Source organism: Haloechinothrix aidingensis, assembly GCF_013450155.1.
Classification (GTDB): Bacteria; Actinomycetota; Actinomycetes; order Mycobacteriales; family Pseudonocardiaceae; genus Haloechinothrix; species Haloechinothrix aidingensis.
In genome coordinates this window covers 287205-310691 of record NZ_JACCKD010000005.1, presented here as the reverse complement: position 1 = coordinate 310691, position 23487 = coordinate 287205, and the positions used below count along the sequence as shown (strand labels likewise).

The window sequence follows — 23487 nt, the reverse complement described above, 5'->3', positions numbered from 1 at the left end:
CATCCCGCGTGCGTGACGGTCGCCCGAGGGGCGGCCGTCACACACGTAGCAGCCGTTCCAGATGCTCGTGCGGCTGGCCGAACAGCTGCGCCGAGGAGTGCGCGCGCTTGAAGTAGCGGTGCGCGTCGTGCTCCCAGGTGATGGCGATCCCGCCGTGCAGCTGGATCATCTCGGAGGCCACTCGCGACAGCGCGTCCGAGCAGTGCACGGTGGCGGCGAGTACGGCCTGCTCGGCCTCCTCGCTGCCCGCGTCGATCGCCTCGCCTGCCGCGTAGCTCACCGAGCGCGCGGTCTCGACGAGCACGTGCATGTCCGCCATGCGGTGCTTCAACGCCTGGAAGCTCCCGATCGGCCTGCCGAACTGGACCCGGTTCTTGGTGTACTCCACCGTCACCTCGAGTGCCCGCGCCGCGGCTCCCGCCTGCTCGGCAGCGAGCACCGCGCACGCGGTGTCCCGGGCGCGGCGCAGGGCCGTCGCACCGTCGGCCCCGGCCAGCCGCGTACCGCGCGCCCCGTGCAGGGAGACGGTCGCGAGCCTGCGTTCCTGGTCCATCGCAGGCGTGTGCTCCCTGGTGACAGCACCCTGGCCCGGGTCGACCTCGAACAGCGCCACGGAGCCGGCATGTGCGGCCGCCACCACGAGTACGTCGGCGAGATCGCCGTCGAGCACGTAGTGTGCGGTGCCGTCCAGCGCGTGCTGTGCCCCGTCCTGCCGGGCGGTGCATGCGGGTTCGTCCGGGTCCCACCTCCCGTCCGCGCCTGCCCAGGCGAGCGTCGCGAGCGCCTCCCCTGTCGCGATCCGGGGGAGGATCCGCTCGCACGCCTGCTCGTCGCCGGACTCCAGCAGTGCCCGGGTGGCCAGTGCCGCCGAGCCCAGCAGCGGGTTCGGTGTGAGGTCCTTGCCGAGCTCCTCCGCGGCCACCTGAAGCTCGCGCACGCCGGCACCGAGGCCGTCGAAACGTTCCGGGACGGCGAGCGCCGCCACGCCGACCTGCTCGCACAGCACCGACCAGAGCTTGGCGTCGTAGCCATGCGACGGCGCCGCCTGTGACGTGAGCCGGTCCGGGCCCGGCTCACGTTCGAGTACACTCCGGATGGTCCGTGCCAGCTCCTCCTGCTCGTCGGTCGTACCCGGCATCAGCTCGCCCTTCCCGCGCCGGAGGCCAGCTCGCCGAGCACCCTCGACCTGTGCGTGGCCTGGGTACCCCAGGCCGAGGTCAGCGCGCGGACCCTGGTCAGCCACAGGCCGATGTCGTGTTCGGCCGTGTAACCGATGGCGCCGTGTACCTGCAGGGCGGTGCGTGCCGCCTGGTAGGCGGCGTCTGCCGTGGCCACGCGCGCGGCGGAGACATCCCGGCTCGCGTCGGGGCTTGCGGAGTCGATGGCGACCGCCGCGCCGAACAGCAGCGGCCTGGCCAGCTCCAGCTGGGTGGCGACATCGGCGAGCATGTGCTTGATCGCCTGGTACTGCCCGATCGCCTTGCCGTACTGGAACCGCTGCTTGGCGTAGTCCACGCTCTCCTCGAGCAGCCGCCTGCCGGCGCCGAGCAGCTGGGCGGCCGTGGCGAGCGCGGCGACCGGGAGGGTCCGGTGGATCGCGAGCATCACCGCAGCGATCTCGCTCCGTGCCGGCGAGTCGACCGCGAACAACCTGCGCGAAACGTCTACTGACGACAGCGGAGCGTCCGCCGGCCGGTCGAACTCGTAGAGCACGCCGTCGGCCACGCACAGCCGGATGTCGGCGATATCGGCGTCGAGCGCGTACGGGGCGTCCGGCGCCGCGGCCAGCGTCGCGATGCTCGTCCCCGAGGCCAGGGCGGGAAGCCACGTAGCGGCCTGGTCGATCTCCCCGCACTCGCCGAGCAGCGCGGGCACGGTCGCGACCGACTCGGTGACCGGTCCCGGAACGGCGTGGTAGCCGAGAGCGTCCAGCGCGACCACGAGGTCCACCGCGTCCGCGCCGAGCCCGCCGTGGCGCTCGGGGACGGCGAGCGCGGTGACGCCGAGCTCGGCAAGGCGCTGCCACAGCGTCAGGCCCGTCTCGTGCTTACCGCTTCCCCAGGCGCGTATCACGCCGGGAGTGTCGGCCTCGGCGAGGAGCGCGCCGATGCTGCGGGAGAAGTCAAGCTGCTCGCGGGACAGCGCGAATCTCATGTGGCACCTCGGTTCTTGCTCGCAGTGCTCTCTCTGGGAAGCCCGAGCAGGCGCTCGGCGACGATGTTCCGCTGGATCTGGTCCGTCCCGCCGTAGATCGGTCCGGCGAGGGAGAACAGGTACCCCGAGCTCCACCGGCCCGTGTCGGGAGCGGACTCCCCGGTGAGCTCGGCGCTCGGCCCGAGCAGGTCGAGCGCCGTCTCGTGCAGCGCGACGTCCAGGTGGGACCAGTACAGCTTGTTCACGCTCGACTCCGGACCGAGCTCGCCACCCTCGGCGAGCCGGGAGACGGTGTTGAACGTGTACAGCTGGTAGGCACGCGCACCGATCCAGGCGTCGGCCACCCGCTCCCCGAGGGCGGTGTCGGTCGGGTCGCCCTCGCGGCACCACAGGTCGACCAGACGCTCGGCCGATGCGAGGAACCGGCCGGGGCTGCGCAGGGAGAGCCCGCGCTCGTTGTTGGCCGTGGTCATCGCGACACGCCAGCCGTCATTCGGCTCGCCGAGCACGTCGGAGTCCGGGACGAAGACGTTGTCCAGGAAGATCTCCGCGAACCCGTACTCCCCGTCGAGCTGTGCGATCGGGCGGACCTGCACACCCTCGGCGTCCAGGTCGAACATCAGGTACGTCAGGCCCTTGTGCCGCTCGCTGTCCGGTTCGCTGCGGAACAACCCGAACGCGGAGTCCGCGAACGCGGCCCGCGAGCTCCAGGTCTTCTGCCCGGACAGCAGCCAGCCGCCTTCGGTCCGGGTGGCTGTGCTGCGCAGCGCGGCGATGTCGCTGCCGGCGTCCGGTTCGGACCAGGCCTGCGCCCACACCCGGTCGGAGCGGGCCATCTCCGGAAGGATGCGTGCCCGCTGCTCCTCGGTACCGTGCGAGAACAGGGTCGGCGCGAGCATGAAGATGCCGTTCTGGTTGACCCTGGCCGGGGCGCCCGCTGCGTAGTACTCCTCCTCGAAGACCAGCCACTCCAGCAGCGAGGCGTCGCGCCCGCCGTAGGCCGCCGGCCACGCCACGGCCGCGTAGCCCGCGTCGGCCAGCTTCGCCTCCCAGGCGCGGTGCTGCTCGAAACCGCGTGCGGTGTTGAACGACTCGAGCGGACGCTCGGGGACGTTCGTGGCGAGCCAGTCCCGTACCTGCTCGCGGAACGCCAGGGTGGCCTCGTCGAACTCGAGATCCACAAGCTATTCCTTTCGCTTATCGGAGGCCATAGACCTGGCATCCTGCCCGCCGAGCGAGTCGCCGCCGTGGACCTCGGCGTTGTGCGCGTGCGCGAAGTGATGCAGCCCGAACACCGAGTCCATCCCGCTGCGCATCCCCATCAGGTCCTCTGCCTGGTTGACAGCCTTCTTGGTGAGCGCGAGGCCGAAGCCCGGCATCTCGGCGACCTGCTCGGCGAGCGCCTGGGTGTGGGACTCGAGCTCATCCGCGGGCACGACCCGGTTCACCATGCCCCACTCCTTGGCCTGGGCCGCGCTGAAGCGCTCCCCGGTGAACAGCACCTCCTTGGCCGCGCGGGGGCCGAGAACCCACGGGTGGGCGAAGTACTCGACGCCCGGGATACCCATCCGTACCACCGGGTCGGAGAAGAACGCGTCCTCGGTGGCGACGATCATGTCGCAGGTCCAGGCGAGCATCAGCGCGCCCGCGATGCAGGCACCCTGCACGCTCGCGATGGTCGGTTTGGGGATCTCCCGCCAGCGCCGGCACATGCCGAGGTAGACCTCCGCCTCGCGGGCGAAGCGCTTGTCGCCGCCTTCCTTGCCGACGTGGTCCCACCACAGCACCGCCGTGCGGTCGAACGAGGTGTCCACGTCGCGACCGGGAGTGCCGATGTCGTGCCCTGCGCTGAAGTGCTTGCCCTCCCCGGCAAGCACGATGACCTTGACCTCGTCGTCGTCCACGGCCCGCTGGAACGCCGCGTCGAGCGCGTAGGTCATCGCGGAGTTCTGGGCGTTGCGGTACTCGGGACGGTTCATCGTGACGACCGCGGTCCTGCCGCGACGCTCGTAGCGGACCACCTCGTCGTCGGTTGTACTCATGCCTGCTCCTTCGTGGCCGTCGCTTGCTCCCGTAGGACCCGCTTGAGAATCTTGCCCGTCGCGTTGCGGGGGAACTCGGTGACGAACTCGACCTGGCGTGGCACCTTGTAGTTCGCCAGCAGTGCCTTGCAGTGCTCGATGACGTCCGACTCGGACACCCCGTGTTCCTGCTTCGGCAGGATGTAGGCCTTGCCCACCTCGCCGAGCCGGTCGTCGGGAACGCCGATCACCGCGGACTCGGATACGCCGTCCAGTCCGGCCAGTGCCTGCTCCACTTCGGCCGGGTAGACGTTGAACCCGCCGGAGACGTACATGTCCTTGATCCGGTCGGTGATCGTCAGGTAGCCGTGCTTGTCGAGCACCCCGACATCGCCGGTGTGCAGCCACCCGTCCGGGTCGATCGCGCGCGCCGTCTCCTCCGGGTCGTCGAGGTACCCGAGCATCACATTGGGCCCGCGCAGCAGGACCTCGCCGGGCTCGCCGGGTGGTGTCGGGGTGCCGGAACCGTCCGTGGTGATCGTGGTGACCTCGAAGCCCGCCGCGGCCTTGCCGCAGGTCGTGGCGATGACCTCCGGTTTGTCCGAGGGGCGGCACATGGTGGCGACCGCCGCCTCGGTGAGCCCGTACGCGGTGAGTACGCAGTCGAAGCCGAGCTCGTCACGCATCCGCTCGACCAGCACCACCGGAACGGTCGCTGCGCCCGTCACCGCGAGCCGGAGGCTGGAGAGGTCGAAGTCGCCTCGCTTGGGATGATCCAGCATCACCTGGTAGATCGTGGGTGCTCCGGGAAGGACGGTGACGCGTTCCGACTCGATGGCGGCGAATGCCGCTTCGGCATCGAAGGTTGTGTGCGGGATCATCGTGGCGCCGCGCAGGATGGCGGCGAGGATGCCCGCCTTGTAGCCGAAGCTGTGGAAGAACGGGTTGATCACCAGGTAGCGGTCCCGTTCGGTGAGCCCGCCGAGTTGCGCCCATGCCCCGGCGACGCCGAGCGACTGCGCGTGCGAGCTCATGGCTCCCTTGCTTCGCCCGGTCGTGCCGGACGTGAACAGGATGTCGCTCGGCTCGTCCGGGTTCGCGTGTGCCAGGCGCGTGTCCAGCTCGCCGCTGCCGACGCGAACCGCGTACCCGGGGATGTCCGCCCAGTCCAGTACGGCGGGGTCCTCCGGGAGGCCTTCGCCCAGCGGGACGCGCAGCACGGTACGCAGCGTCGGGATGCCGGGCACCGGGCCGTCCGTGCTGGAGCCGGTGTCGCCGTCGTGCGCGGCCGCCTCGCGCAGCGCGGCGAGGCGGTCCGTCCCGAGGAACGGTCCCGCGACGACCAGCGCGGTCGCCTCGCTGCGCCGGACGATGTCGAGGATCTCCGCGCCGGTGAAACGGGTGTTGATCGGGACGAGGGTGGCTCCCGCGTACAGGGCGCCGAGCGCTGCCTCCACCCAGTGGTGGGTGTTCGGTGAGCAGACAGCCACCCGGTCGCCTTCCCGGATACCGTTGGCGATGAACAGCCGCGCGCAGTCGCGGACCCGCTGGTGCAGTTCGTTGTAGGTCAAGCGGGTGTCGCCGTCGACAACCGCCTCCCGGTCACCGAACCGGTGCGCTGCCGTGACGAGTGCGTCTGGGATTGTGGCCGACCTCGTGTCGTCGGGCGAACTCACCTCTTCACCTCCCTAGCAAGTGCTTGGTAGTCTAGCGTACGTAGCTTCCGCCGGTTTGGCCAGAGTCGTAGGGAGGATCCCGTGGGTGAGCACGGAGTCGAGTCGAACGAGCGGTTCCGTGCTCGGGTTCGGGACTGGCTCGAGGACAACCTCTCCGGGCGGTTCGCCGGGCTGCGCGGTCTCGGTGGCCCGGGCAGGGAGCACGAGGCGTTCGACGAGCGCGTCAGCTGGGAGAAGCACCTCGCCGAGGCGGGGTGGAGCTGCCTGAGCTGGCCGGTCGAGCACGGCGGCGCGGGCCTCCCGCTGGACAAGCAGGTCATCTTCCACGAGGAGTACGCGCGTGCGCAGGCGCCGGGGAAGGTGAGCCACCTCGGGCAGGAGCTGCTCGGCCCGACGCTGATCGCGTACGGCACGGCCGAGCAGCAGGAGCGGTTCCTTCCCCCGATCCGCGACGTGACGGAGCTGTGGTGCCAGGGGTACTCCGAGCCCGACGCGGGATCCGATCTCGCCGCGGTGTCCACCACGGCCACCCGGGAAGGGGACGAGTGGGTGGTCACCGGCCAGAAGGTGTGGACGTCGCTGGCGCACGTCGCGGACTGGTGTTTCGTGCTCGCCAGGACGGAGCCGGGGTCGCGCAGGCATGCCGGGCTGAGCTACCTGCTCGTGCCGATGGACCAGCCGGGTGTCGATGTGCGCCCGATCAACCAGCTCACCGGGACATCGGAGTTCAACGAGGTCTTCTTCGAGGGAGCGCGCACACCCGCGGACATGGTCGTCGGCCAGGAAGGTCAGGGGTGGCGCGTGGCCATGGGCACGCTCGCGTTCGAGCGGGGTGTCGCCACCCTCGGGCAGCAGATCGGGTTCCGGCGCGAGCTTGCCGAGCTGACGGAGCTGGCGCGCGGGAACGGCGCCATCGACGACCCGGCGATCCGGGCGGATCTCGCGCGCGCCTGGGTGGAGCTCGACGTCATGCGGGCGCACGCGCTGCGCACGCTCGGGGACGCGCGGACGGGTACGGCCGAGGTCTCGAAGCTGCTGTGGGCCAACTGGCACCGCGCGCTCGGTGAGCTGGCCATGCGGGTGCGGGGGGCGGCCTCGCTGGTCACCCGCGGCGAGCCGTACGACCTGGACGAGTGGCAGCGGCTGTACCTGTTCAGCAGGGCCGACACCATCTACGGCGGCTCGAACGAGGTTCAGCGCAACGTCATCGCGGAACGCGTACTGGGCTTACCAAGGGAGATGAAAGCCACGTGAGCATCGTAGCGGGGCGAGGAGCGCAGCGTGGTGGGAATCGACCGGGCTGGGGTGGCGATGAAAGCCACGTGAGCATCGTAGCGGGGCGAGGAGCGCAGCGTGGCTGGAACCGGCAGGGGGACACAGGGAACCGACAGTTCAGGAGGTACGCCAGTGACCACCATCCCGCCGTATCCGCACGGTAAGGATCTGCTCGCGGACAAGGTCGTCGTGGTGACGGCCGCGGCGGGTACCGGGATCGGTTCCGCCGTCGCGGCTCGCTGCCTCGAGGAAGGCGCCCGGGTCGTCATCAGCGACTGGCACGAGCGGAGGCTCGCGGAGAAGCTCGACGAGCTGGCCACCGACCACGGTGACCGGGTGCACGCCACCGCCTGCGACGTCACCGACACCGAGCAGGTCGACACCCTCATCTCCGGGGCGGTGGAGCGTTTCGGCCGGATCGACGTGATGATCAACAACGCCGGTCTCGGCGGCTCGACATCCATTGTGGATATGACCGACGACGAGTGGTCCCGCGTGCTCGACATCACGCTGGACGGGACCTTCCGCGCGACGAGGGCCGCGCTGCGCCAGTTCATCGCCCAGGGCGGGGGTGGTGCCGTGGTGAACAACTCCTCGGTCGTCGGCTGGCGCGCCCAGGCGGAGCAGTCCCACTACGCCGCGGCGAAGGCGGGGGTGATGGGGCTGACGCGGTGCGCAGCGGTGGATGTCGCCGAGCACGGTATCCGCGTCAACGCGGTGGCACCGAGCTTGGCGACGCATCCCTTCCTGGCGAAGGTCGCGGGTGAGGAGCTGCTCGGGGAGCTCGAGCAGCGGGAGGTCTTCGGCAGGGCGGCGCGGCCGTGGGAGGTGGCGAATGTAATGGTGTTCCTTGCCAGCGACTACGCCTCCTACCTCACCGGCGAGGTGGTTTCGGTGAGCAGCCAGCATCCCTGACCGTGATCTGTGAGGACCAGATGAGCAGTACCAAGCAGACGGCCGATTCGGGCCACGGCAGCTCGAGCCGCAGGGCGGAGTTGCTCGCTCTCGCCGGAAGGCTGTTCGCCGAGCGCGGTTTCAAGTCCACGACGGTGCGGGACATCGCCGAGGAGGCCGGGATCCTCTCGGGTAGCTTGTATCACCATTTCGACTCCAAGGAGTCGATGGCCGATGAGATCCTGCGCTCGTTCCTCGACGAGCTGTTCGGCACGTACCGCGAGATCGTCGCGCGGGACCTGGGGCCGAGGAAGACCCTCGAGGCCGTGGTGGCGACGTCGTTCGAGGCCGTGCACAACCACCACGACGAGGTGGCGATCTTCCAGAACGAGGCCAAGTACCTGGTGCAGTTCCCCCGGTTCGCCTACCTCGCCGAGCGCAATGCCGAGTTCCACGAGCTGTGGACCTCCATCCTCTCCGAAGGCGTGCGCACCGGGGCGTTCCGCGCGGACCTGGATGTGGAGCTGACCTACCGGTTCATCCGGGACACCGTGTGGGTCGCCGTGCACTGGTACAAGCCTGCCGGGTCGCTGTCCGCCGACGACATCGCCGACGAGTACCTGGGGATCGTGCTGGACGGGATCGCCGCGCGCCGCGGCAGGCGGCCCGCGAGGAAGAGTGCCGGTTAAGGAGTGGTTGTCGTGACTGATGCAGTGATCGTCGATGCGGTGCGGACGCCGGGTGGCAAGCGCGGTGGCGGGTTGAGTGCGGCGCATTCCGCCGATCTCGGCGCGCACGTGCTTTCCGGCCTCGTGGAACGGACCGGGGTGGACGCCGACCTGGTCGATGACGTCGTGATGGGGTGCACCGACACCCTCGGCTCGCAGGCAGGCAACATCGCGCGTACCGCGTGGCTGGCAGCGGGACTTCCCGAGCATGTGCCGGGTGTGACGGTGGACCGCCAGTGCGGTTCCAGCCAGCAGGCGGTGCACTTCGCCGCGCAGGCGGTGCTGTCCGGGACAGCCGATGCCGTGGTCGCGGCCGGTGTGCAGAACATGAGCCAGATCCCGATCAGCGCGGCCATGCTCGCCGGCCAGCAGTACGGGTTCGACGACCCGTTCTCCGGTGCACAGGGCTGGCGGGCGCGCTACGGTGACTCCGAGGTGTCCCAGTTCCGCAGCGCCGACATGATCGCCGAGAAGTGGGACCTGTCGCGTGAGGCCATGGAGCGCTTCGCCCTTGCCAGCCACGAGCGCGCGCTCGCGGCGATCGACTCCGGCCGGTTCGACGCCGAGCTGCTTCCCTACGGCGACGTCACGGTGGACGAGTGTCCCAGGAAGGGGACCTCGCTGGAGAAGATGGCCGCGCTGGAACCGCTGAGCGAGGGCTCACGGATCACCGCGGCGACAGCGAGCCAGATCAGCGACGCTGCCAGTGCCGCGCTGGTCACGTCCGAGCGGTTCGCCACAGAGCACGGGCTGCCGGTACGGGCGCGTGTCCGGCACATCTCGGTGGCCGCCGCGGATCCGGTGTGGATGCTTACCGGTCCTATCCCCGCCACGCAGCGGGCCCTGCGGAAGGCGGGGCTGTCGGTCTCCGACATCGACGTGTTCGAGGTGAACGAGGCGTTCGCCAGCGTCGTGCTGGCGTGGATGGCCGAGACCGGTGCCGAGCCGGACAGGGTGAACGTCAACGGCGGCGCCATCGCGCTGGGGCACCCGATCGGGGCGACGGGTACGAAGCTGTTCGCCACGATGCTGCACGAGCTGGAGCGCCGCGGCGGTCGCTACGGGCTGCAGACGATGTGCGAAGGCGGCGGCACCGCCAACGTCACCATCATCGAACGCTGAATGACGCTTTCAGTCCACTTGAGGGGTTGAATGACGCTTTCGGTCCGGCAGGTGGACTGAAAGCGTCATTCAGCACACCTCACGGCGGGGCAGGGCGCCGTGCCTTCGGCAGCGAGTCGACCACGAGGTCGTAGGAGTCCTCGATCATGTCGCGCAGCAACCGGTCCGGGACCGAGCCGTCGATCGTGACGGTGTTCCAGTGCCGCTTGTTCAGGTGGTAGCCGGGCCGGATGGCGGGATAGGAGACCCGGAGCTGTTCGGCCAGTGCCGGTTCGCACTTGAGGCTGACCTCGAGTGGGTCGCCGTCCAGTGCGGTGATGGCGAAGATCTTCCCGCCCACCTTGAACACGGAGTGCTTGTCGTCGAACGGGAACTCCTCGCGCGCACCCGGAAACGCGCGGCACAGCGAGGCGAGCTCGTCAGGTGTGACCATACCGCGAGGATACGGCGGTACGGCGGGATCGCCGGCAGGGCAGCCCGATCCCGCCGCGTCGGTCGCGCGCGAACCTCGTCGAGGTGTCAGTCGCTCGTGCGGAGCTTGTTCAGCTCATCGAGGCGGCGCTCGGCATGCTCGACGATGTCGTCGATCAGCTCGGCGACGGCCGGTAGCTCGTCGAGCATGCCGACCACCTGGCCGGAGGCGAGTACCCCGGCGCCGGTGTCGCCCTCGACCAGACCGGCACGCAGCAGCATCGGGGTGTTCGCCGCCATCATCAGCTGCGACCAGCTGCGCTCGCCGCCGCGTTTCATCGCGAGCCCTTCGCTGATCAGGGCGCGCCACGACACACCGGTCATCTTGCGGAACCGCACCGTGTTGCGCGCGGCGTGCACGAGTCCCCGCAGCCTGCCGGTGCGTTCGAGGGTGGACACCAGCTCGGTGCGCAGCACGCGGTGCGGCATCCCGTCCACCTTCCGCGTCACCACCGTGTCGGCGAGCCCACGCTCGAGGTAGGCGCGTTTCACGTCGTCCGGCACGGTGCTTTCCTTGGTCAGCAGGAACCGCGTTCCCATGGCGACACCCGCCGCGCCGTAGGACAGCGCCGCGGCGAGCCCACGGCCGTCGTAGAAGCCGCCCGCGGCCACGACCGGGATATCCACGGCGTCGAGTACGGACGGCAGCAGCAGCGTGGTCGCCACATCGCCGGTGTGCCCGCCTCCCTCGCCGCCCTGGACGATCACCGCGTCCGCTCCCCAGGACGCGACCTTCGCGGCGTGCCGCGCGGCCCCGACCGAGGGGACGACCACGACCCCGGCCTCCTTGAGCTGGGCGATCATCTCCTTGCGCGGGGCGAGCGCGAACGAGGCTACCCGCACGCCCTCCGAGATGAGCAGCTCGATCCGCTGCTGGGCGTCCTCGGCGTCGGCCCGCAGGTTCACCCCGAACGGGGCGCTGGTGCGCTGCTTGACCTCGCTGATCGCCGCGGCGAGCTCGTCGTAGCTCATGGTCGCCGAGGCCAGGATCCCGAGGCCGCCTGCCCTGGCCGTGGCCGAGACCAGGCGCGGGCCCGCGACCCAGCCCATACCGGTCTGCACGACCGGATGTTCGATGCCGACCAGCTCGGTCAGCGCGGTGCGCAGTCGTGGCCCCGTTGTCATGCGCGCACTTCCTTGTCTCGCGTGGCGTCGGGGTCGAGCACGTCACGGATCAGGCGGAGCTCCTCATCCGTGGGCAGCCGCGTCTCCGTCACCGCCGAGGTGTCCAGCTCGAACGAGGTGTTGTCGACGACCTCGTCCACGGTGACGCCGGGATGCACCGAGGCGAGCCGCATGCTGCGTGTCGGGGTGTCGAAGTCGCAGACGCCGAGGTTGGTGACCACGCGGTGCAGGTCGTGATACCGGGACGCGGCCGGGCCGCCCGCGGATGCCCGGTCGTAGCCCACCCCGGAGACCACATCCACCTCCGAGGTGAACACGCGCGTGCTGTGTTTGGGTACCCAGTAGCTCGTGCGGTGGTTGACGGTGTTGCCCGGCGCGCCCCGCACGCCGAGCAGCTGCCGGTCGGGCCGGGAGTGCGGGCCGATCGCCGAGATGTTCTGGTTGCCGAACCTGTCGAGCTGGTTGGTGCCCATGACCACGTGCCGCTTCCCGTTCGGGACGACCGTGTCGAGCATCTTCTTGAACGGCTGCCACCCCTCGATCGTGGTGGCCTCTCCCGGCGTTCCCGCGACGAGGTAAGCCTCCCCGTCGGTCATCAGCAGGCCGGGCTCGAAGGTCATGCGGGCCAGCCGCGCTCCGATAGCGGGCACGAGCCCCATCGGGCTCGCCACGACCTCCCCGTCGCCCCGGAACAGCTCCGCGCAGGCCACGATCGCGATCTCGGCGCGTGTCGCCTCACTCATACGGCGGCCTCCTCGCTGGTGAACCTGGTGACCTCGGCCTGGTAGCGCTCCTCGTCCCCGGAGAGGAACCTGTCGACGAAGCGTGGCCATTCCTCCGGGTCCTTCGCGGAGGCGGCGTAGTGGCGCTGGAAGCGCTCGTCGCGCCCGTAGTCGGGGGCGGCCGAGGTGAAGTGCGCCCCGTGCGGGGCCTGTACGACGCCGGTGACCGCGGAGCGGCTCAACAGCAACGACTGCACCGGCCCTTCCGCGGTGAGCTCGGCGGTGTCCACGACCCGCTCCGTACTGACGAAGCACCGGTCCGCGGCGAGAGCGAAGTCGTCGTCGAAGTACGGGTCCGGTCCGAGGTACTGCGCGTTGCCGTGCATATCGGCCCTGTTGAGGTGCACCAGCGCGGCGTCCAGCCGTAGCGGGGGAACGGCGAGCAGTTCCTCGCCGTCGGAGTACGGCGACCGCACGGTGCGCAGCCCGGGGTTCACCGTGACCACATCGGATCCGAGTCCCGCGCGGATGGGCAGGAACGGCAGGCGTTTCACGGCCGCGCTCAACCCGGCGTGGAACATTCCCTCGTCGTACTCGGTGACCTCGATCCGCCCGTCCTGCCGGGCCGCGGCGAAATGCGGGTCGAACGGGATCGAGTCGAGGGTGACGAAGCCGAAGACGAGCCTGCGGATCTTGCCTGCCGAGGCGAGCAGGCCGACGTCGGGCCCGCCGTAGGAGACCACCGTGAGATCACGGAGGTTCGAGCGCAGTATCGCCCTGACCAGCGCCATCGGCTTGCGGCGTGATCCCCATCCCCCGATGCCGATGGTCATCCCGTCGCGGAGTTCGGCGACCACCTCGTCCGCGGTCATGCGTTTGTCGATCATCCTTGCTCCTGGTTGGAGTGTGCCGAGCCGAGGAACTCCTCGCGGGCGGAGTCGGAGACGCCCGCCAGGTTGAGCTCGAAGGTGAATCCTTGCTCGAAGCGGTAGCTGTGGTGCACCTGCTGGGGATCGATGCCGTTGATGGCTTCCTTGGCCTTCCGGATCACCCGCGTGTCCTTCGCGGCGATGTCGCGCGCCAGTACCATCGCGGCCTCGTCGAGCTCCTCCCGCGACACGACCCGGAACACCGACCCGAAGTGATGCAGTTGCTGTGCCGTGACGGTGCTCGCCGTGTAGTAGAGCGTGCGCATCAGGTGCTGGGGGACGAGCCTGGCGAGATGGGTCGCCGCGCCAAGCGCCCCTCTGTCTACTTCGGGCAGACCGAACGTGGCGTCCTCGGAGGCCACGATGACGTCGGCATTGCCGGCCAGCCCGATACCGCCGCCGAGGCAGTGCCCGTGCACGGAGGCGATGACGGGTACCTCGCACTCGTAGACCGCCGAGAACGCGGCCGCACAACCGTGGTTGGCGCCGATGAGTGCCGAGTAACCGTCGCTTGCCTGGACCTCCTTGATGTCCACGCCTGCGTTGAACCCGCGGCCCTCGGCACGCAGCACGACGACGTGGCAGCCGGGATCCCTGCCTGCGGCCGTGATCTCCTCGGCGAGATCGAACCAGCCCTGCACGGTCAGGGCGTTCACCGGTGGTGCGTGCACCGTGACGACCCGCACATGCGGTTCCGCCTCGACGACGCTTACGGGTGACGACATATCAGCCTCCGGCCTGTCCACACCTACCGAACCTAACACTTGCTTGGTACGTTATCAGGGTCATGCCGATCGGGACAGCCCGTAGTCGGCCGGAGTACGACACGCGAGGAGGCGGGCCGATGGCGCTGTCGCTGGACCTGGAGGGAGCAGTAACGCTGGTGACGGGCGGTGCCCGCGGGGTGGGCGCCGGTATCGTGCGGACGTTCCTCCGGGCGGGAGCGACGGTGGTGACCTGCGCGCGCTCCGTTCCGGAGCAGCCGGTCACCGCCGACGGCGCGAGCGCGGACTTCCGCAGCTGCGACATCCGCGATCCTGAGCAGATCGACCAGCTCGTCACCGGGATCGTGGAGCGTTACGGGCGGTTGGACGTGCTGGTCAACAACGCCGGAGGCGCCCCCTTCGCAGAGGCGGCCACGGCGTCGACACGGTTCCACGACAAGGTCGTCGAGCTGAACCTGCTGGCTCCGTTACGCGCCGCGCAGCGCGCGCACGCCGTGATGGACGGCCAGGAGGCCGGCGGCGTGATCGTCAACATCAGCAGCGTCAGCGGCACGCGTCCGTCACCGGGTACTGCGGCTTACGGGGCCGCCAAGGCAGGACTCGACAACCTGACAGCCAGCCTGGCCGTCGAGTGGGCGCCGAAGGTACGGGTGAACGCGCTCGACGTCGGGATGGTGCGCACCGAGCAGGCCGAGCTGCACTACGGGGACTCCGACGGGGTCGCCGCGGTGGGATCGACCGTCCCGTTGGGACGGCTGGCGGAGCCGGAGGAGATCGGGCAGTGTGCCGCGTTCCTGGCCTCGCCACTGGCGTCCTACGTCAGCGGCGCGACGCTGACCGTACACGGGGGCGGGGAACGCCCGGCGTTTCTCGACGCGGCGACTGCCCACGTAGCCGACAAGCAGCAGCAAGCACACTGAGGAGCGAGTATGAGCGGAATCACCGACGGCAGGGTCGCCATCGTGACGGGTGCCGGCCGGGGCATCGGACGGGCGCACGCGCTGGCGTTCGCGCGGGAAGGCGCCACGGTGGTCGTCAACGACGTGGGCGTGGCGCTCGACGGGCAAGGGGAGTCCGTCGGTCCGGCGCAGCAGGTCGTCGACGAGATCGAGGCGCTGGGCGGCAAGGCCGTGGCCAATACCGACGACGTGGCGGACTGGCAGGGGGCGAGCAACCTCATCTCCACGGCGCTGGACACCTACGGGCGGCTCGACGTGCTGGTGAACAACGCGGGGTTCCTGCGCGACCGGATGCTGGTCAACCTGGACGAGCAGGACTGGGACGCGGTGATCCGGGTGCACCTGAAGGGGCATTTCGCTACGATGCGGCACGCCGCGGCGCACTGGCGGGCGGAGAGCAAGGCAGGCAGGCAGCCGGATGCCCGGATCATCAACACCAGTTCCGGGGCGGGGCTGCTCGGTAGCATCGGTCAGGGCAACTACTCTGCTGCCAAGGCGGGGATCTGCGGGCTGACGGTCGTGGCCGCGGCCGAGTTCGCCCGGTACGGGGTGACGGTGAACGCGATCGCCCCGTCCGCGCGCACGCGCATGACCGAGCAGGCGTTCGCCGACGACATGGCCGCGCCCGAGTCCGGGTTCGACGCGATGGCCGCGGAGAACATCTCCCCGCTGGTCGTCTGGCTCGGCAGCGGTGAGTCGGGCGACGTCACCGGGCGTGTTTTCGAGGTGGAGGGCGGCACCGTGTCGCTGGCCGAGGGATGGAACCACGGCCCGGCGCGGGACAAGGGTGCTCGCTGGGAGCCTGCCGAGCTCGGCCCGGTGGTGGCCGAGCTCATCGCGGAGGGAGCGGACCCGGAACCGGTCTACGGCACCTGACCCGGCGTCGTGCCGAGTTGTGCTGAATGACGCTTTCGGCCCGCCAGGCGGGCCGAAAGCGTCATTCAGCACATCACACGCGTTCGATGATGGTGGCCGTGGACATGGCCCCGCCTGCGCACATGGAGATCAGGGCGGTGGCCTTTCCGGTGCGCTCCAGCTCGTGCAGCGCGGTGGTGATCAGGCGGGTGCCGGTGCTGCCGACCGGGTGGCCGAGTGCGATGGCGCCGCCGTTGACGTTGACCTTGGCCGGATCCGGTTGGTGCACGCTCTGCCAGGACAGCACGACCGAGGCGAACGCTTCGTTGATCTCGAACAGGTCCGGGTCGCCGATGGTCATCCCGGCACGGTCGAGGACCCGTTCCGTCGCCGCGATCGGGCCGTCCAGGTGGTAGTACGGCTCGGCGCCGATCAGCGCCTGCGAGACGATGCGTGCCCTCGGGACGATGCCCAGTTCACGTGCCTTGTCCGAGTCCATGAGCAGCACCGCGGACGCGCCGTCGGAGACCTGGGAGGAGGTCCCGGCCGTGTGCACGCCGCCCTCGAGGACCGGCTTGAGCTGCGCGAGCGACTCCTTGCTGGTCTCGCGGAGACCCTGGTCGCGGGAGACGACCTGCGTCTCACCCGTGGGCTCGCCGTCCGCGAGTACCGGGGCCTTGACCGGGCTGATCTCGGCTTCGAAGAGCCCGCGCGACCACGCGGCACCCGCCTTGAGCTGCGAGTTCGCCCCGAACTCGTCGATGTCCTCCCTGCTGATCCCCCGGCGTGCGGCGATACGCTCGGCGGCGGTGAACTGGTCGGGCATGTCGATGGCCCACGAGTCGGGCCGCGGCTGGCCGACCCCGCTGCCGCGGTTGGCGCCGAGTGGCACCCTGCTCATCGCCTCAACCCCGCAGGCGATACCCACGTCGATGGCGTCCGTCGCGATCAGTCCGGCGACCAGGTGGGTGGCCTGCTGCGCCGATCCGCACTGGGCGTCGATCGTGGTGGCCCCGCACGTCTCGGGAAGGCCGTTGTGCAGCCACGCCGTGCGCGTGGTGTTGCCGGCTTGCTCCCCGGCCTGGGTAACGGCACCGCCGATGACCTGCTCGACGTGGACCGGGTCGATCCCGGTGCGGTCGAGGAGCGCGCGCTGGGCCGCGCCGAGGAGCTCGGCGGGATGCAGGCCGGCCAGCCATCCGCCGCGCTTGCCGATCGGCGTGCGGACAGCTCCGACGATCATTGGATTACCCACAGGTTTCCTCCCGGAATGTCGACTACTCTCAAAATTAGAACATGTTCTCTCTTTCGGCAATGCCGTTCGGTCGCGCCCCGCGGTGAGGCTGTTGTCGAGCTGCCCTGGCAGGGGTGATGGCAGGCGATCTTGGTCGAGTTAACGGGTTTCACTCCACGTCTTCACTTTGCCGGGCGCGTGTGCTTCAATCGTGGTAGAACGTGTTCCATTCATGCTGAGTATGGGCTGCTTCAGGTGCAGCGCGACCCCGTAGGAGGTAGCCGTGGCAACGCCGTCGATACCCGCGAACTTCGACTTCACCGACCCCGACCTGTACACCCAGCGGATCCCCCTCGAGGAGTTCGCCGAGCTGCGGCGCACGGCGCCGGTGTGGTGGAATCCGCAGCCTGCGGGCGTGAGCGGTTTCGACGACGGCGGGTACTGGGTCGTTACCAAGCTGGAGGACATCAAACAGATCTCCAAGAATCCGGAGCTGTTCTCCTCGTGGGAGAACACCGCGGTGATCCGCTTCAACGGCGACATCTCGCGCGAGGAGATCGAGCTGCAGCGCGCCATGATGGTCAACATGGATCCGCCGCAGCACACCAAGGCGCGCCGGATCGTGTCGAAGGGGTTCACCCCGCGGGCTGTGGAGAGTCTCCGGGAGGCCCTCAACAACCGGGCGCGCGCGATCGTGCAGGAAGCGAAGAAGCAGGGCAGCGGTGACTTCGTCGAGCAGGTCGCGTGCGAGCTGCCGCTGCAGGCCATCGCCGAGCTGCTCGGGGTGCCCCAGGAGGATCGGGGCAAGATCTTCGAGTGGTCCAACGAGATGATCAGCTACGACGACCCCGAGTACGAGATCGATCCGGTCAACGCCTCCACCGAGATCCTGGGTTACGCGGCGAACATGTCCGCCGAACGCCAGGCGTGCCCGGTCGACGACATCGTGACCAAGCTGGTCAACGCCGATATCGACGGCGAGTCGCTCGACCAGGACGAGTTCGGCTTCTTCGTCATCCTGCTGGCCGTCGCGGGCAACGAGACGACGCGCAACGCGATCACGCACGGGATGAAGGCCTTCCTGGAGCATCCGGAGCAGTGGGAGCTGTTCAAGGAGCAGCGCCCGAAGACGGCTGCCGACGAGATCGTCCGCTGGGCGACGCCGGTGATGGTCTTCCAGCGCACAGCCACCGCCGATACCGAGCTCGGGGGTCAGCAGATCAAGGCGGGCCAGCGCGTAGGCATGTTCTACAGCTCGGCCAACTTCGACGAGGACGCCTTCGACGAGCCCATGAAGTTCGACATCATGCGGGACCCGAACCCGCATGTCGGCTTCGGTGGGACGGGGACGCACTACTGCCTCGGTGCCAACCTTGCCCGCCTGGAGATCGATCTGATGTTCAACGCGATCGCCGACGAGATGCCCGACATCCGGGAGGTCTCCGAGCCCGTCCGGCTACGGTCCGGCTGGCTCAACGGCATCAAGCACTACCAGGTCGCCTACTCGTAAACCCCTGGCGTGTTGGGCGTGTAAACACCCCGTGTTGGGCAACTAGACCGAGCCGTCGCCCAACACGGGGTGTCCGCACGCCCAACACGCTTTAGTTTTCGGGCTTGTCCGCTCCGACGAGCCACATCGCGAAGTACTGGGAACCGCCACCGTAGGCGTGACCGACGGCCTTGCGGGCGCCGTCGACCTGGTAGTCACCGGCACGACCCATGACCTGCTTGGCAGCCTCCGCGCAGCGCAGCATGCCGGACGCTCCGATGGGGTTGGTGCAGAGCACACCCCCTGACGGGTTCACCGGCAGCGTGCCGTCGAGCGCCGTCGCACCGGACTCGGTGAGCTTCCAGCCAGAGCCCTCCTCGGTGAAACCCAGGTTCTCCAGCCACATCGGCTCGAACCAGGAGAACGGCACGTACAGCTCGGCGACGTCGATCTCGGAGAGGGGATCGGTGATGCCCGCCGACTTCCAGAGGGCGGCAGCGGCGTCCTTGCCTGCCTGGGGGTTCACCTGGTCCCTGCCAGCGAACGTGGTCGGCTCGGTACGCATCGCGGTGCCGTGCAGCCACGCCGCGCCGCCGTCGACCGCATCGCCTGCCGCCTCGTCACCCAGCACCATCGCGCACGCCCCGTCCGAGGACGGGCAGGTCTCGTCGTAGCGGATCGGGTCCCACAGCATCTGCGAGGCGCGAACGGAATCGAAGGTGATGTCCTCCTGCCGCAGGTGGGCGTAGGGGTTGAGGGCGCCGTTGCGCCGGTCCTTCACCGCCACGAGGGCCCCGATGTGGTCGGGGGCGTCGGTGCGCCGGATGTAGGAGCGCACGTGCGGGGCGAAGTAGCCCCCCGCACCCGCGCCGACCGGCATGGAGAACGGCGGGGCGATGGACAGCGCCCACATCGCGTTGGACTCGGACTGCTTCTCGTAGGCCACGGTCAGCACCCGGCGGTGCACCCCGGACTGCACGAGGCTGGCCGCCACGAGAGAGGTGGACCCGCCGACGGAACCCGCCGTGTGCACCCGCAGCAGCGGCTTGCCGCTCGCGCCGAGCGCGTCCGCGAGGAACAGCTCCGGCATCATGACACCCTCGAACAGGTCCGGTGCCTTGCCCAGCACGACCGCGTCGATGTCGGACCAGTCGACCTGGGCGTCGCGCATCGCGCGGTCGACGGCCTCCCGCAGCAGGCCCGGCATCGACACGTCGGTGCGCTTGGTGGTGTGGTGGGTCTGCCCCGTGCCGAGTACGGCTGCTCGCTGCTTGGTCATCGGATGCCCTCCATTACCGTGACAAGGTTCTGCTGCAGCGCCGGCCCGCTCGTGGCGTGCGCGAGGACCTTGCCTGCCGTGCCGTCGATGATCTGTTTGGCGGCCTCGCCGATCCGGGTGAGTCCGGCGGCGAACATCGGGTTCGCGGCCAGCGCACCGCCGGAGGGGTTGACGCGGACGCCGGAGTCCAGCCCGAGCGCTTCGCGCAGGATCAGCTCCTGGTGGGTGAACGGCGCGTGCAGCTCGGCGAGCTCGACGCCGTCGGTGCCCGCGGACGCGCCCGCCGCGCGAGTGGACGGGGAGTCGGTCAGGTCCCTCGAGCCGAGCGACGGCGAGTCCACCCGGTGCTCGAACCCGGTGATCATCGCCGGACGGTCGACGATCTCGCGGGCGCGTTCCGCCGTGGCGAGTACGACCACCGAGGCCCCGTCGGTGACGGGGGCGATGTCGTGCGCGCGCAGCGGATCGGCTACCACCGGGTTGGCGAGCAGCTCGGCGACGCCGGCGTCGCCGGAACGCTGCGCGTGCTCGTTCGTCGTGGCGTCGGCGAGGCTGCGCGCGGCGACCTCGGCCATGGCCTCCTCGGTCCACCGGCCGGACTCCAGGCCCATACGTGCCTGCAGCCCCGCGATGCTGATCGAGTCGGGCCACAGGGGACCTGTGACGTACGGATCGAGCTGCAGCGACAGCACGCGGCGCAGGGTGCCTGCCGAGGACTTGCCGAAGCCGTACACCAGCGCGGTGTCGACCTCACCGGTGAGGATCTTCACCCATGCCTCGTACAGCGCCCAGGCGGCGTCCATCTCGACGTGGGACTCGTTGATCGGGGGGAAGGCGCCGATGGCGTCGACGGCCGAGATGAACGAGAAGGCCCGGCCTGCCAGGTAGTCGGAGGATCCGGAACACCAGAACCCGATGTCCGACTTGGTCAGGCCGGTCTGCTCGAATGCCTCGGCCAGGGTGGGGACGAGCATCTCGACCCCGTTCGTCGTACCCTGCGTGTTGCGCACGTTGGGTGCTTGCGCGAACCCCACGACGGCGACGTTGCTCATGATCGTTTCTCCGGGTGGGCTAGAGATGGTGGGCGTACGAGTCGTACGGGGCGTCCGGCTCCCCTGTCGGCTCGAAGTGGTCGACGTTCTGCAGGGACGTCTCCCACTCCTCGCGTGGCTTCCAGGCGGCTCGCACGCGCATGCCCATCCGCACCTCGTCGGCCTCGCAGCCGAGCACGAGATGCAGGAACGGGATGTCCGCGCCGTCGAGCAGGATGTAGGCCGTGACGTACGGGGGTTGGATGCGCTGCCCGAGGAAGGGGACGTTGACGATGCAGAACGTCGTGACGATGCCGGTGTCGGGCAGCTCCACCTCGGTGGTGGTCGGTACCCCGTCGGTCGGGCAGGCGCCACGCGGTGGGATGTAGACCTTCTCGCACTCCGGGCACCGTTGCCCGAGCATGCGGCCTTCGGCCAGCGCGCGCAGGTACCGGCTCTCCTCCGGTGAGACCGAGTGGGTGTAGTCCAGCCGGATCGGTGTGATCACGGTGCTGACCGCGCCGTCCTCGGCGCGCTCGGTCGCAGGCGGACGCGGTGGTGTCGGGGCGTCGCCTCGCTCCTCGCCCGCGTCGGCGGGCACGAAGTAGGCGATGTCGGTGATGTGCCCGATGGGCTCGTCCGCCCAGCGGACCCGCACGCGCATACCGGTGTGGATCTGCTCGGTGGAGTTCACGTCGACGGCGTGCAGCAGCGCGGTGTCCGCCCCGTCCAGGGTGATCAGGGCCCAGGCGAAGGGACGCTGGATGGGCTGGCCCTCGACCGGGTGGGACACCCAGGACCAGGTGCGTACGGTGCCGACGTCGGAGACATCGACGAACTCGGTCAGCGCCTCGGCCGTGTGGGGGTCGTACTCGACCGGCGGGACATGCACGCGGCCGTCCGAGCCGCGGATGCCGGTGATGCGCCGGTTGGCGAGCTGGGTCATGAAGTGCGTGAGAACAGGCCCGAGCGAGCGGGTGTAGTCGAACCCGATCTCCAGCGGTGCGTGCAGTGGAGTCTCTTCTGTGATCACACTCAGAGTGAAACATGTTCTCGAAATGGGAGCAAGTGGCGGGCGCGCGTAGGTACTGACCCGTAGTGAGTCGCCCCGCTTGGCTTGCTCAAACATAGAACACGTTCTAGATTGTCTGCTGAACCGATGTATGGACGTTCGACGCGGAGCGGAGTGCAATCATGACGGCCGAACCAGCGACGCAGAATGCGAGCCCGGGCTTGTGGCGTATCGCCGACGAGCAGCCCGACCGCATCGCCGTCGTCGATCCCGAGCGGGGTGACTTCACCTATGGCGAGCTCGTAGCCGCGGCCAACCGGTACGCGCACGGCCTCCGCGCGCTCGGCCTCGAGACCGGCGATGCCATCGTGCTCCTGCAACCCAACGGCGTGGACCTGCTCGCCGGCTACTTCGCGGCGATGCAGAGCGGCCTCTACGTGGTCGTCGTCAACTGGCACCTGGTCGGCAGCGAGATCGCGTACCTGATCTCGGACTCGGGGGCGAAGGCGTTCCTCGCGCACGAGAGGTTCGCCGAGTCGGCCGTGGCCGCGGCGGACGAGGCGGGCCTGCCGGCGTCGGCCCGGTTCGCGGTCGGCGACATACCGGGTTTCCGGCCGGTCTCCGAGCTGGGCCATGGCCAGCCCGACACCGCCCCGGAGGAGCGCACGGCCGGCTCGCCGATGCTGTACACCTCGGGTACGACCGGCAAACCCAAGGGTGTCCGCAGGCCGTTGACCGGGGAGGATCCGCACGAGGCCCCGATGGCCGGGCGGTGGTTCTTCGGCATCTTCGGGCTGGAACCGTTCGACGACCACGTGCACCTGTGCGGCTCGCCCATGTACCACACGGCGGTGCTGAACTTCGTGTCCATTTCCATCCACCTCGGGCACACCGCGGTGTTGATGGACAAGTGGGAGCCCGAGGAGATGCTCCGGCTGATCGAGGAGCGCAGGGTCACGCACAGCCATGTGGTGCCCACCCAGTTCGTGCGCCTGCTCGCGCTTCCGGAGGAGGTGCGCCTGCGTTACGACGTGTCCTCGCTGCGCAACGTGATCCACGGGGCCGCGCCGTGCCCGCGAGAGGTCAAGCAGCAGATGCTCGACTGGTGGGGGCCGGTGGTCACCGAGTACTACGCGGCGACCGAGGGTGGCGGCACCGCCATCAGCGGGGAGGAATGGCTCCGCAAGCCGGGGTCGGTCGGCAGGCCGTGGCCCGGCTCGACGGTCAAGATCCTCGATGACGATGCCAACGAGCTGCCAGCGGGCGAGGTGGGCACCGTGTACATGCGCATGGGCTCCTCGTCGTTCGAGTACCACAAGGACAGGCAGAAGACGGAGAAGTCCAAGGTCGGCGACATGTTCACGCTCGGCGATGTCGGCTACCTCGACGAGGACGGCTACCTCTACCTGTGCGACCGCAAGAGCGACATGATCATCTCCGGCGGGGTGAACATCTACCCCGCCGAGATCGAGGGAGAGCTCGTCGTGCACCCGAAGGTCGCCGATGTCGCGGTCTTCGGCGTCCCGAACGACGACTGGGGCGAGGAGATCAAGGCCGTCGTGCAGCCGGCCGACGGTGTGTCGGCGGGGGACGAGCTGACCGAGGAGCTGCTCGAGCACGCGCGGGGCCGCCTCGCCAAGTTCAAGCTCCCCCGCAGCGTCGACTACGTCGACGAGCTCCCGCGCGACCCGAACGGCAAGCTGTACAAGCGCAGGCTCCGCGACCCGTACTGGCAGGACCGCGAGAGCGCCATCTAGCCGGGCGGTGGGGCGAGCCGAGGGGCTCC

General features: G+C 69.4%; 22 protein-coding genes. 8 read left to right on the top strand and 14 right to left on the bottom strand.

From position 1 onward, the window contains the following. Nucleotides 1-37 precede the first annotated feature (37 nt). The 5 genes from H0B56_RS15730 to H0B56_RS15710 are packed head-to-tail and all read right to left on the bottom strand — an operon-like array spanning nt 38 to nt 5851. Nucleotides 38-1138 (bottom strand): acyl-CoA dehydrogenase family protein, encoded by a 1101-nt coding sequence (locus tag H0B56_RS15730; RefSeq protein ID WP_180893811.1) that lies wholly within the window; start codon nt 1136-1138, stop codon nt 38-40. After that, a complete protein-coding gene (locus H0B56_RS15725) occupies nt 1138-2154 on the bottom strand; it encodes an acyl-CoA dehydrogenase family protein (RefSeq protein WP_180893810.1) in 1017 nt (338 codons plus the stop codon). The genes H0B56_RS15730 and H0B56_RS15725 overlap by 1 nt, the downstream gene beginning before the upstream one ends. Beyond that, nucleotides 2151-3335, bottom strand: a complete 1185-nt coding sequence (locus H0B56_RS15720) for an acyl-CoA dehydrogenase family protein (RefSeq protein ID WP_180893809.1) — start codon at nt 3333-3335, stop codon at nt 2151-2153. Before H0B56_RS15720 ends, H0B56_RS15725 begins: the two co-directional genes overlap by 4 nt. Nucleotides 3336-3338: 3 nt before the next feature. After that, nucleotides 3339-4196, bottom strand: a complete 858-nt coding sequence (locus H0B56_RS15715) for an enoyl-CoA hydratase (protein ID WP_180893808.1) — start codon at nt 4194-4196, stop codon at nt 3339-3341. Next, entirely contained in the window at nt 4193-5851 is a 1659-nt protein-coding gene (locus H0B56_RS15710) for a FadD3 family acyl-CoA ligase (protein ID WP_343063916.1), read from the bottom strand. The genes H0B56_RS15715 and H0B56_RS15710 overlap by 4 nt, the downstream gene beginning before the upstream one ends. 81 nt (nt 5852-5932) lie before the next feature. Here H0B56_RS15710 and H0B56_RS15705 point away from each other — a divergent pair, with 81 nt between their 5' ends. The 4 genes from H0B56_RS15705 (at nt 5933) to H0B56_RS15690 (ending at nt 9870) form a co-directional block, all read left to right on the top strand. Next, nucleotides 5933-7105 carry an acyl-CoA dehydrogenase family protein gene (locus H0B56_RS15705; protein WP_180893807.1) on the top strand — a complete coding sequence of 391 codons (1173 nt, stop codon included), beginning with the start codon at nt 5933-5935 and terminating at the stop codon, nt 7103-7105. A 153-nt stretch (nt 7106-7258) separates the two neighbouring features. Next, the gene (locus tag H0B56_RS15700; RefSeq protein ID WP_180893806.1) at nt 7259-8041 is read left to right on the top strand and encodes an SDR family oxidoreductase; all 783 of its coding nucleotides are present in this window, start codon (nt 7259-7261) and stop codon (nt 8039-8041) included. 20 nt (nt 8042-8061) lie between these two features. Continuing rightward, on the top strand, nt 8062-8709 hold the full coding sequence (locus tag H0B56_RS15695; RefSeq protein ID WP_180893805.1) for a TetR/AcrR family transcriptional regulator: 648 nt from the start codon (nt 8062-8064) through the stop codon (nt 8707-8709). Nucleotides 8710-8721: 12 nt separating this feature from the next. After that, nucleotides 8722-9870, top strand: a complete 1149-nt coding sequence (locus H0B56_RS15690; RefSeq protein WP_180893804.1) for an acetyl-CoA C-acetyltransferase — start codon at nt 8722-8724, stop codon at nt 9868-9870. 79 nt (nt 9871-9949) lie between these two features. Here the strand turns inward: H0B56_RS15690 and H0B56_RS15685 are convergent, their stop codons facing one another. From H0B56_RS15685 to H0B56_RS15665, 5 genes are all read right to left on the bottom strand, one after another. Next, on the bottom strand, nt 9950-10303 hold the full coding sequence (locus tag H0B56_RS15685) for an MmcQ/YjbR family DNA-binding protein (RefSeq protein ID WP_180893803.1): 354 nt from the start codon (nt 10301-10303) through the stop codon (nt 9950-9952). 86 nt (nt 10304-10389) lie between these two features. Then, nucleotides 10390-11466, bottom strand: a complete 1077-nt coding sequence (locus H0B56_RS15680; RefSeq protein ID WP_425484537.1) for an NAD(P)H-dependent flavin oxidoreductase — start codon at nt 11464-11466, stop codon at nt 10390-10392. Continuing rightward, the gene (locus H0B56_RS15675) at nt 11463-12209 is read right to left on the bottom strand and encodes a CoA-transferase subunit beta (RefSeq protein WP_180893802.1); all 747 of its coding nucleotides are present in this window, start codon (nt 12207-12209) and stop codon (nt 11463-11465) included. Before H0B56_RS15675 ends, H0B56_RS15680 begins: the two co-directional genes overlap by 4 nt. Continuing rightward, nucleotides 12206-13075: a CoA transferase subunit A gene (locus tag H0B56_RS15670; RefSeq protein ID WP_180893801.1), complete on the bottom strand. Its 870-nt coding sequence runs from the start codon at nt 13073-13075 to the stop codon at nt 12206-12208. Before H0B56_RS15670 ends, H0B56_RS15675 begins: the two co-directional genes overlap by 4 nt. Continuing rightward, complete coding sequence (locus H0B56_RS15665; protein WP_180893800.1) at nt 13072-13842, bottom strand: enoyl-CoA hydratase family protein; 771 nt, start codon at nt 13840-13842, stop codon at nt 13072-13074. The genes H0B56_RS15670 and H0B56_RS15665 overlap by 4 nt, the downstream gene beginning before the upstream one ends. Before the next feature lie 119 nt (nt 13843-13961). Here H0B56_RS15665 and H0B56_RS15660 point away from each other — a divergent pair, with 119 nt between their 5' ends. Together H0B56_RS15660 and H0B56_RS15655 are read left to right on the top strand one after the other, a co-directional pair. Further along, on the top strand, nt 13962-14762 hold the full coding sequence (locus H0B56_RS15660; RefSeq protein ID WP_180893799.1) for an SDR family oxidoreductase: 801 nt from the start codon (nt 13962-13964) through the stop codon (nt 14760-14762). A 9-nt stretch (nt 14763-14771) separates the two neighbouring features. Then, nucleotides 14772-15677: an SDR family oxidoreductase gene (locus H0B56_RS15655; RefSeq protein ID WP_180893798.1), complete on the top strand. Its 906-nt coding sequence runs from the start codon at nt 14772-14774 to the stop codon at nt 15675-15677. A 73-nt stretch (nt 15678-15750) separates the two neighbouring features. Here H0B56_RS15655 and H0B56_RS15650 read toward each other — a convergent pair whose 3' ends face one another. Further along, nucleotides 15751-16911 carry a steroid 3-ketoacyl-CoA thiolase gene (locus H0B56_RS15650; RefSeq protein WP_180893797.1) on the bottom strand — a complete coding sequence of 387 codons (1161 nt, stop codon included), beginning with the start codon at nt 16909-16911 and terminating at the stop codon, nt 15751-15753. A 262-nt stretch (nt 16912-17173) separates the two neighbouring features. On the opposite strand from H0B56_RS15650, the gene H0B56_RS15645 reads away from it, so the two are divergent. Beyond that, nucleotides 17174-18400 (top strand): cytochrome P450, encoded by a 1227-nt coding sequence (locus tag H0B56_RS15645; protein ID WP_180893796.1) that lies wholly within the window; start codon nt 17174-17176, stop codon nt 18398-18400. Nucleotides 18401-18491: 91 nt separating this feature from the next. Here H0B56_RS15645 and H0B56_RS15640 read toward each other — a convergent pair whose 3' ends face one another. From H0B56_RS15640 to H0B56_RS15630, 3 genes are read right to left on the bottom strand one after another with little or no spacing between them, the layout of a single operon-like run. Next, entirely contained in the window at nt 18492-19658 is a 1167-nt protein-coding gene (locus H0B56_RS15640) for a thiolase domain-containing protein (RefSeq protein ID WP_180893795.1), read from the bottom strand. Then, nucleotides 19655-20710, bottom strand: coding sequence for a thiolase domain-containing protein (locus H0B56_RS15635; RefSeq protein WP_180893794.1), 1056 nt, complete (start codon nt 20708-20710; stop codon nt 19655-19657). Before H0B56_RS15635 ends, H0B56_RS15640 begins: the two co-directional genes overlap by 4 nt. Before the next feature lie 19 nt (nt 20711-20729). After that, nucleotides 20730-21722 carry a Zn-ribbon domain-containing OB-fold protein gene (locus H0B56_RS15630; RefSeq protein ID WP_343063915.1) on the bottom strand — a complete coding sequence of 331 codons (993 nt, stop codon included), beginning with the start codon at nt 21720-21722 and terminating at the stop codon, nt 20730-20732. A gap of 161 nt (nt 21723-21883) precedes the next feature. On the opposite strand from H0B56_RS15630, the gene H0B56_RS15625 reads away from it, so the two are divergent. Further along, on the top strand, nt 21884-23458 hold the full coding sequence (locus tag H0B56_RS15625) for an acyl-CoA synthetase (RefSeq protein WP_180893792.1): 1575 nt from the start codon (nt 21884-21886) through the stop codon (nt 23456-23458). Nucleotides 23459-23487 lie beyond the last annotated feature (29 nt).

Excerpts from the sequence above, each read along its gene's own strand:
- H0B56_RS15730 (WP_180893811.1), bottom strand. The coding sequence starts at position 1,138 with ATGCCGGGTACGACCGACGAGCAGGAGGAGCTGGCACGGACCATCCGG.
- H0B56_RS15725 (WP_180893810.1), bottom strand. The coding sequence starts at position 2,154 with ATGAGATTCGCGCTGTCCCGCGAGCAGCTTGACTTCTCCCGCAGCATC.
- H0B56_RS15715 (WP_180893808.1), bottom strand. The coding sequence starts at position 4,196 with ATGAGTACAACCGACGACGAGGTGGTCCGCTACGAGCGTCGCGGCAGG.
- H0B56_RS15695 (WP_180893805.1), top strand. The coding sequence starts at position 8,062 with ATGAGCAGTACCAAGCAGACGGCCGATTCGGGCCACGGCAGCTCGAGC.
- H0B56_RS15685 (WP_180893803.1), bottom strand. The coding sequence starts at position 10,303 with ATGGTCACACCTGACGAGCTCGCCTCGCTGTGCCGCGCGTTTCCGGGT.
- H0B56_RS15680 (WP_425484537.1), bottom strand. The coding sequence starts at position 11,466 with ATGACAACGGGGCCACGACTGCGCACCGCGCTGACCGAGCTGGTCGGC.
- H0B56_RS15675 (WP_180893802.1), bottom strand. The coding sequence starts at position 12,209 with ATGAGTGAGGCGACACGCGCCGAGATCGCGATCGTGGCCTGCGCGGAG.
- H0B56_RS15670 (WP_180893801.1), bottom strand. The coding sequence starts at position 13,075 with ATGATCGACAAACGCATGACCGCGGACGAGGTGGTCGCCGAACTCCGC.
- H0B56_RS15665 (WP_180893800.1), bottom strand. The coding sequence starts at position 13,842 with ATGTCGTCACCCGTAAGCGTCGTCGAGGCGGAACCGCATGTGCGGGTC.
- H0B56_RS15660 (WP_180893799.1), top strand. The coding sequence starts at position 13,962 with ATGGCGCTGTCGCTGGACCTGGAGGGAGCAGTAACGCTGGTGACGGGC.
- H0B56_RS15655 (WP_180893798.1), top strand. The coding sequence starts at position 14,772 with ATGAGCGGAATCACCGACGGCAGGGTCGCCATCGTGACGGGTGCCGGC.
- H0B56_RS15640 (WP_180893795.1), bottom strand. The coding sequence starts at position 19,658 with ATGACCAAGCAGCGAGCAGCCGTACTCGGCACGGGGCAGACCCACCAC.
- H0B56_RS15635 (WP_180893794.1), bottom strand. The coding sequence starts at position 20,710 with ATGAGCAACGTCGCCGTCGTGGGGTTCGCGCAAGCACCCAACGTGCGC.
- H0B56_RS15625 (WP_180893792.1), top strand. The coding sequence starts at position 21,884 with ATGACGGCCGAACCAGCGACGCAGAATGCGAGCCCGGGCTTGTGGCGT.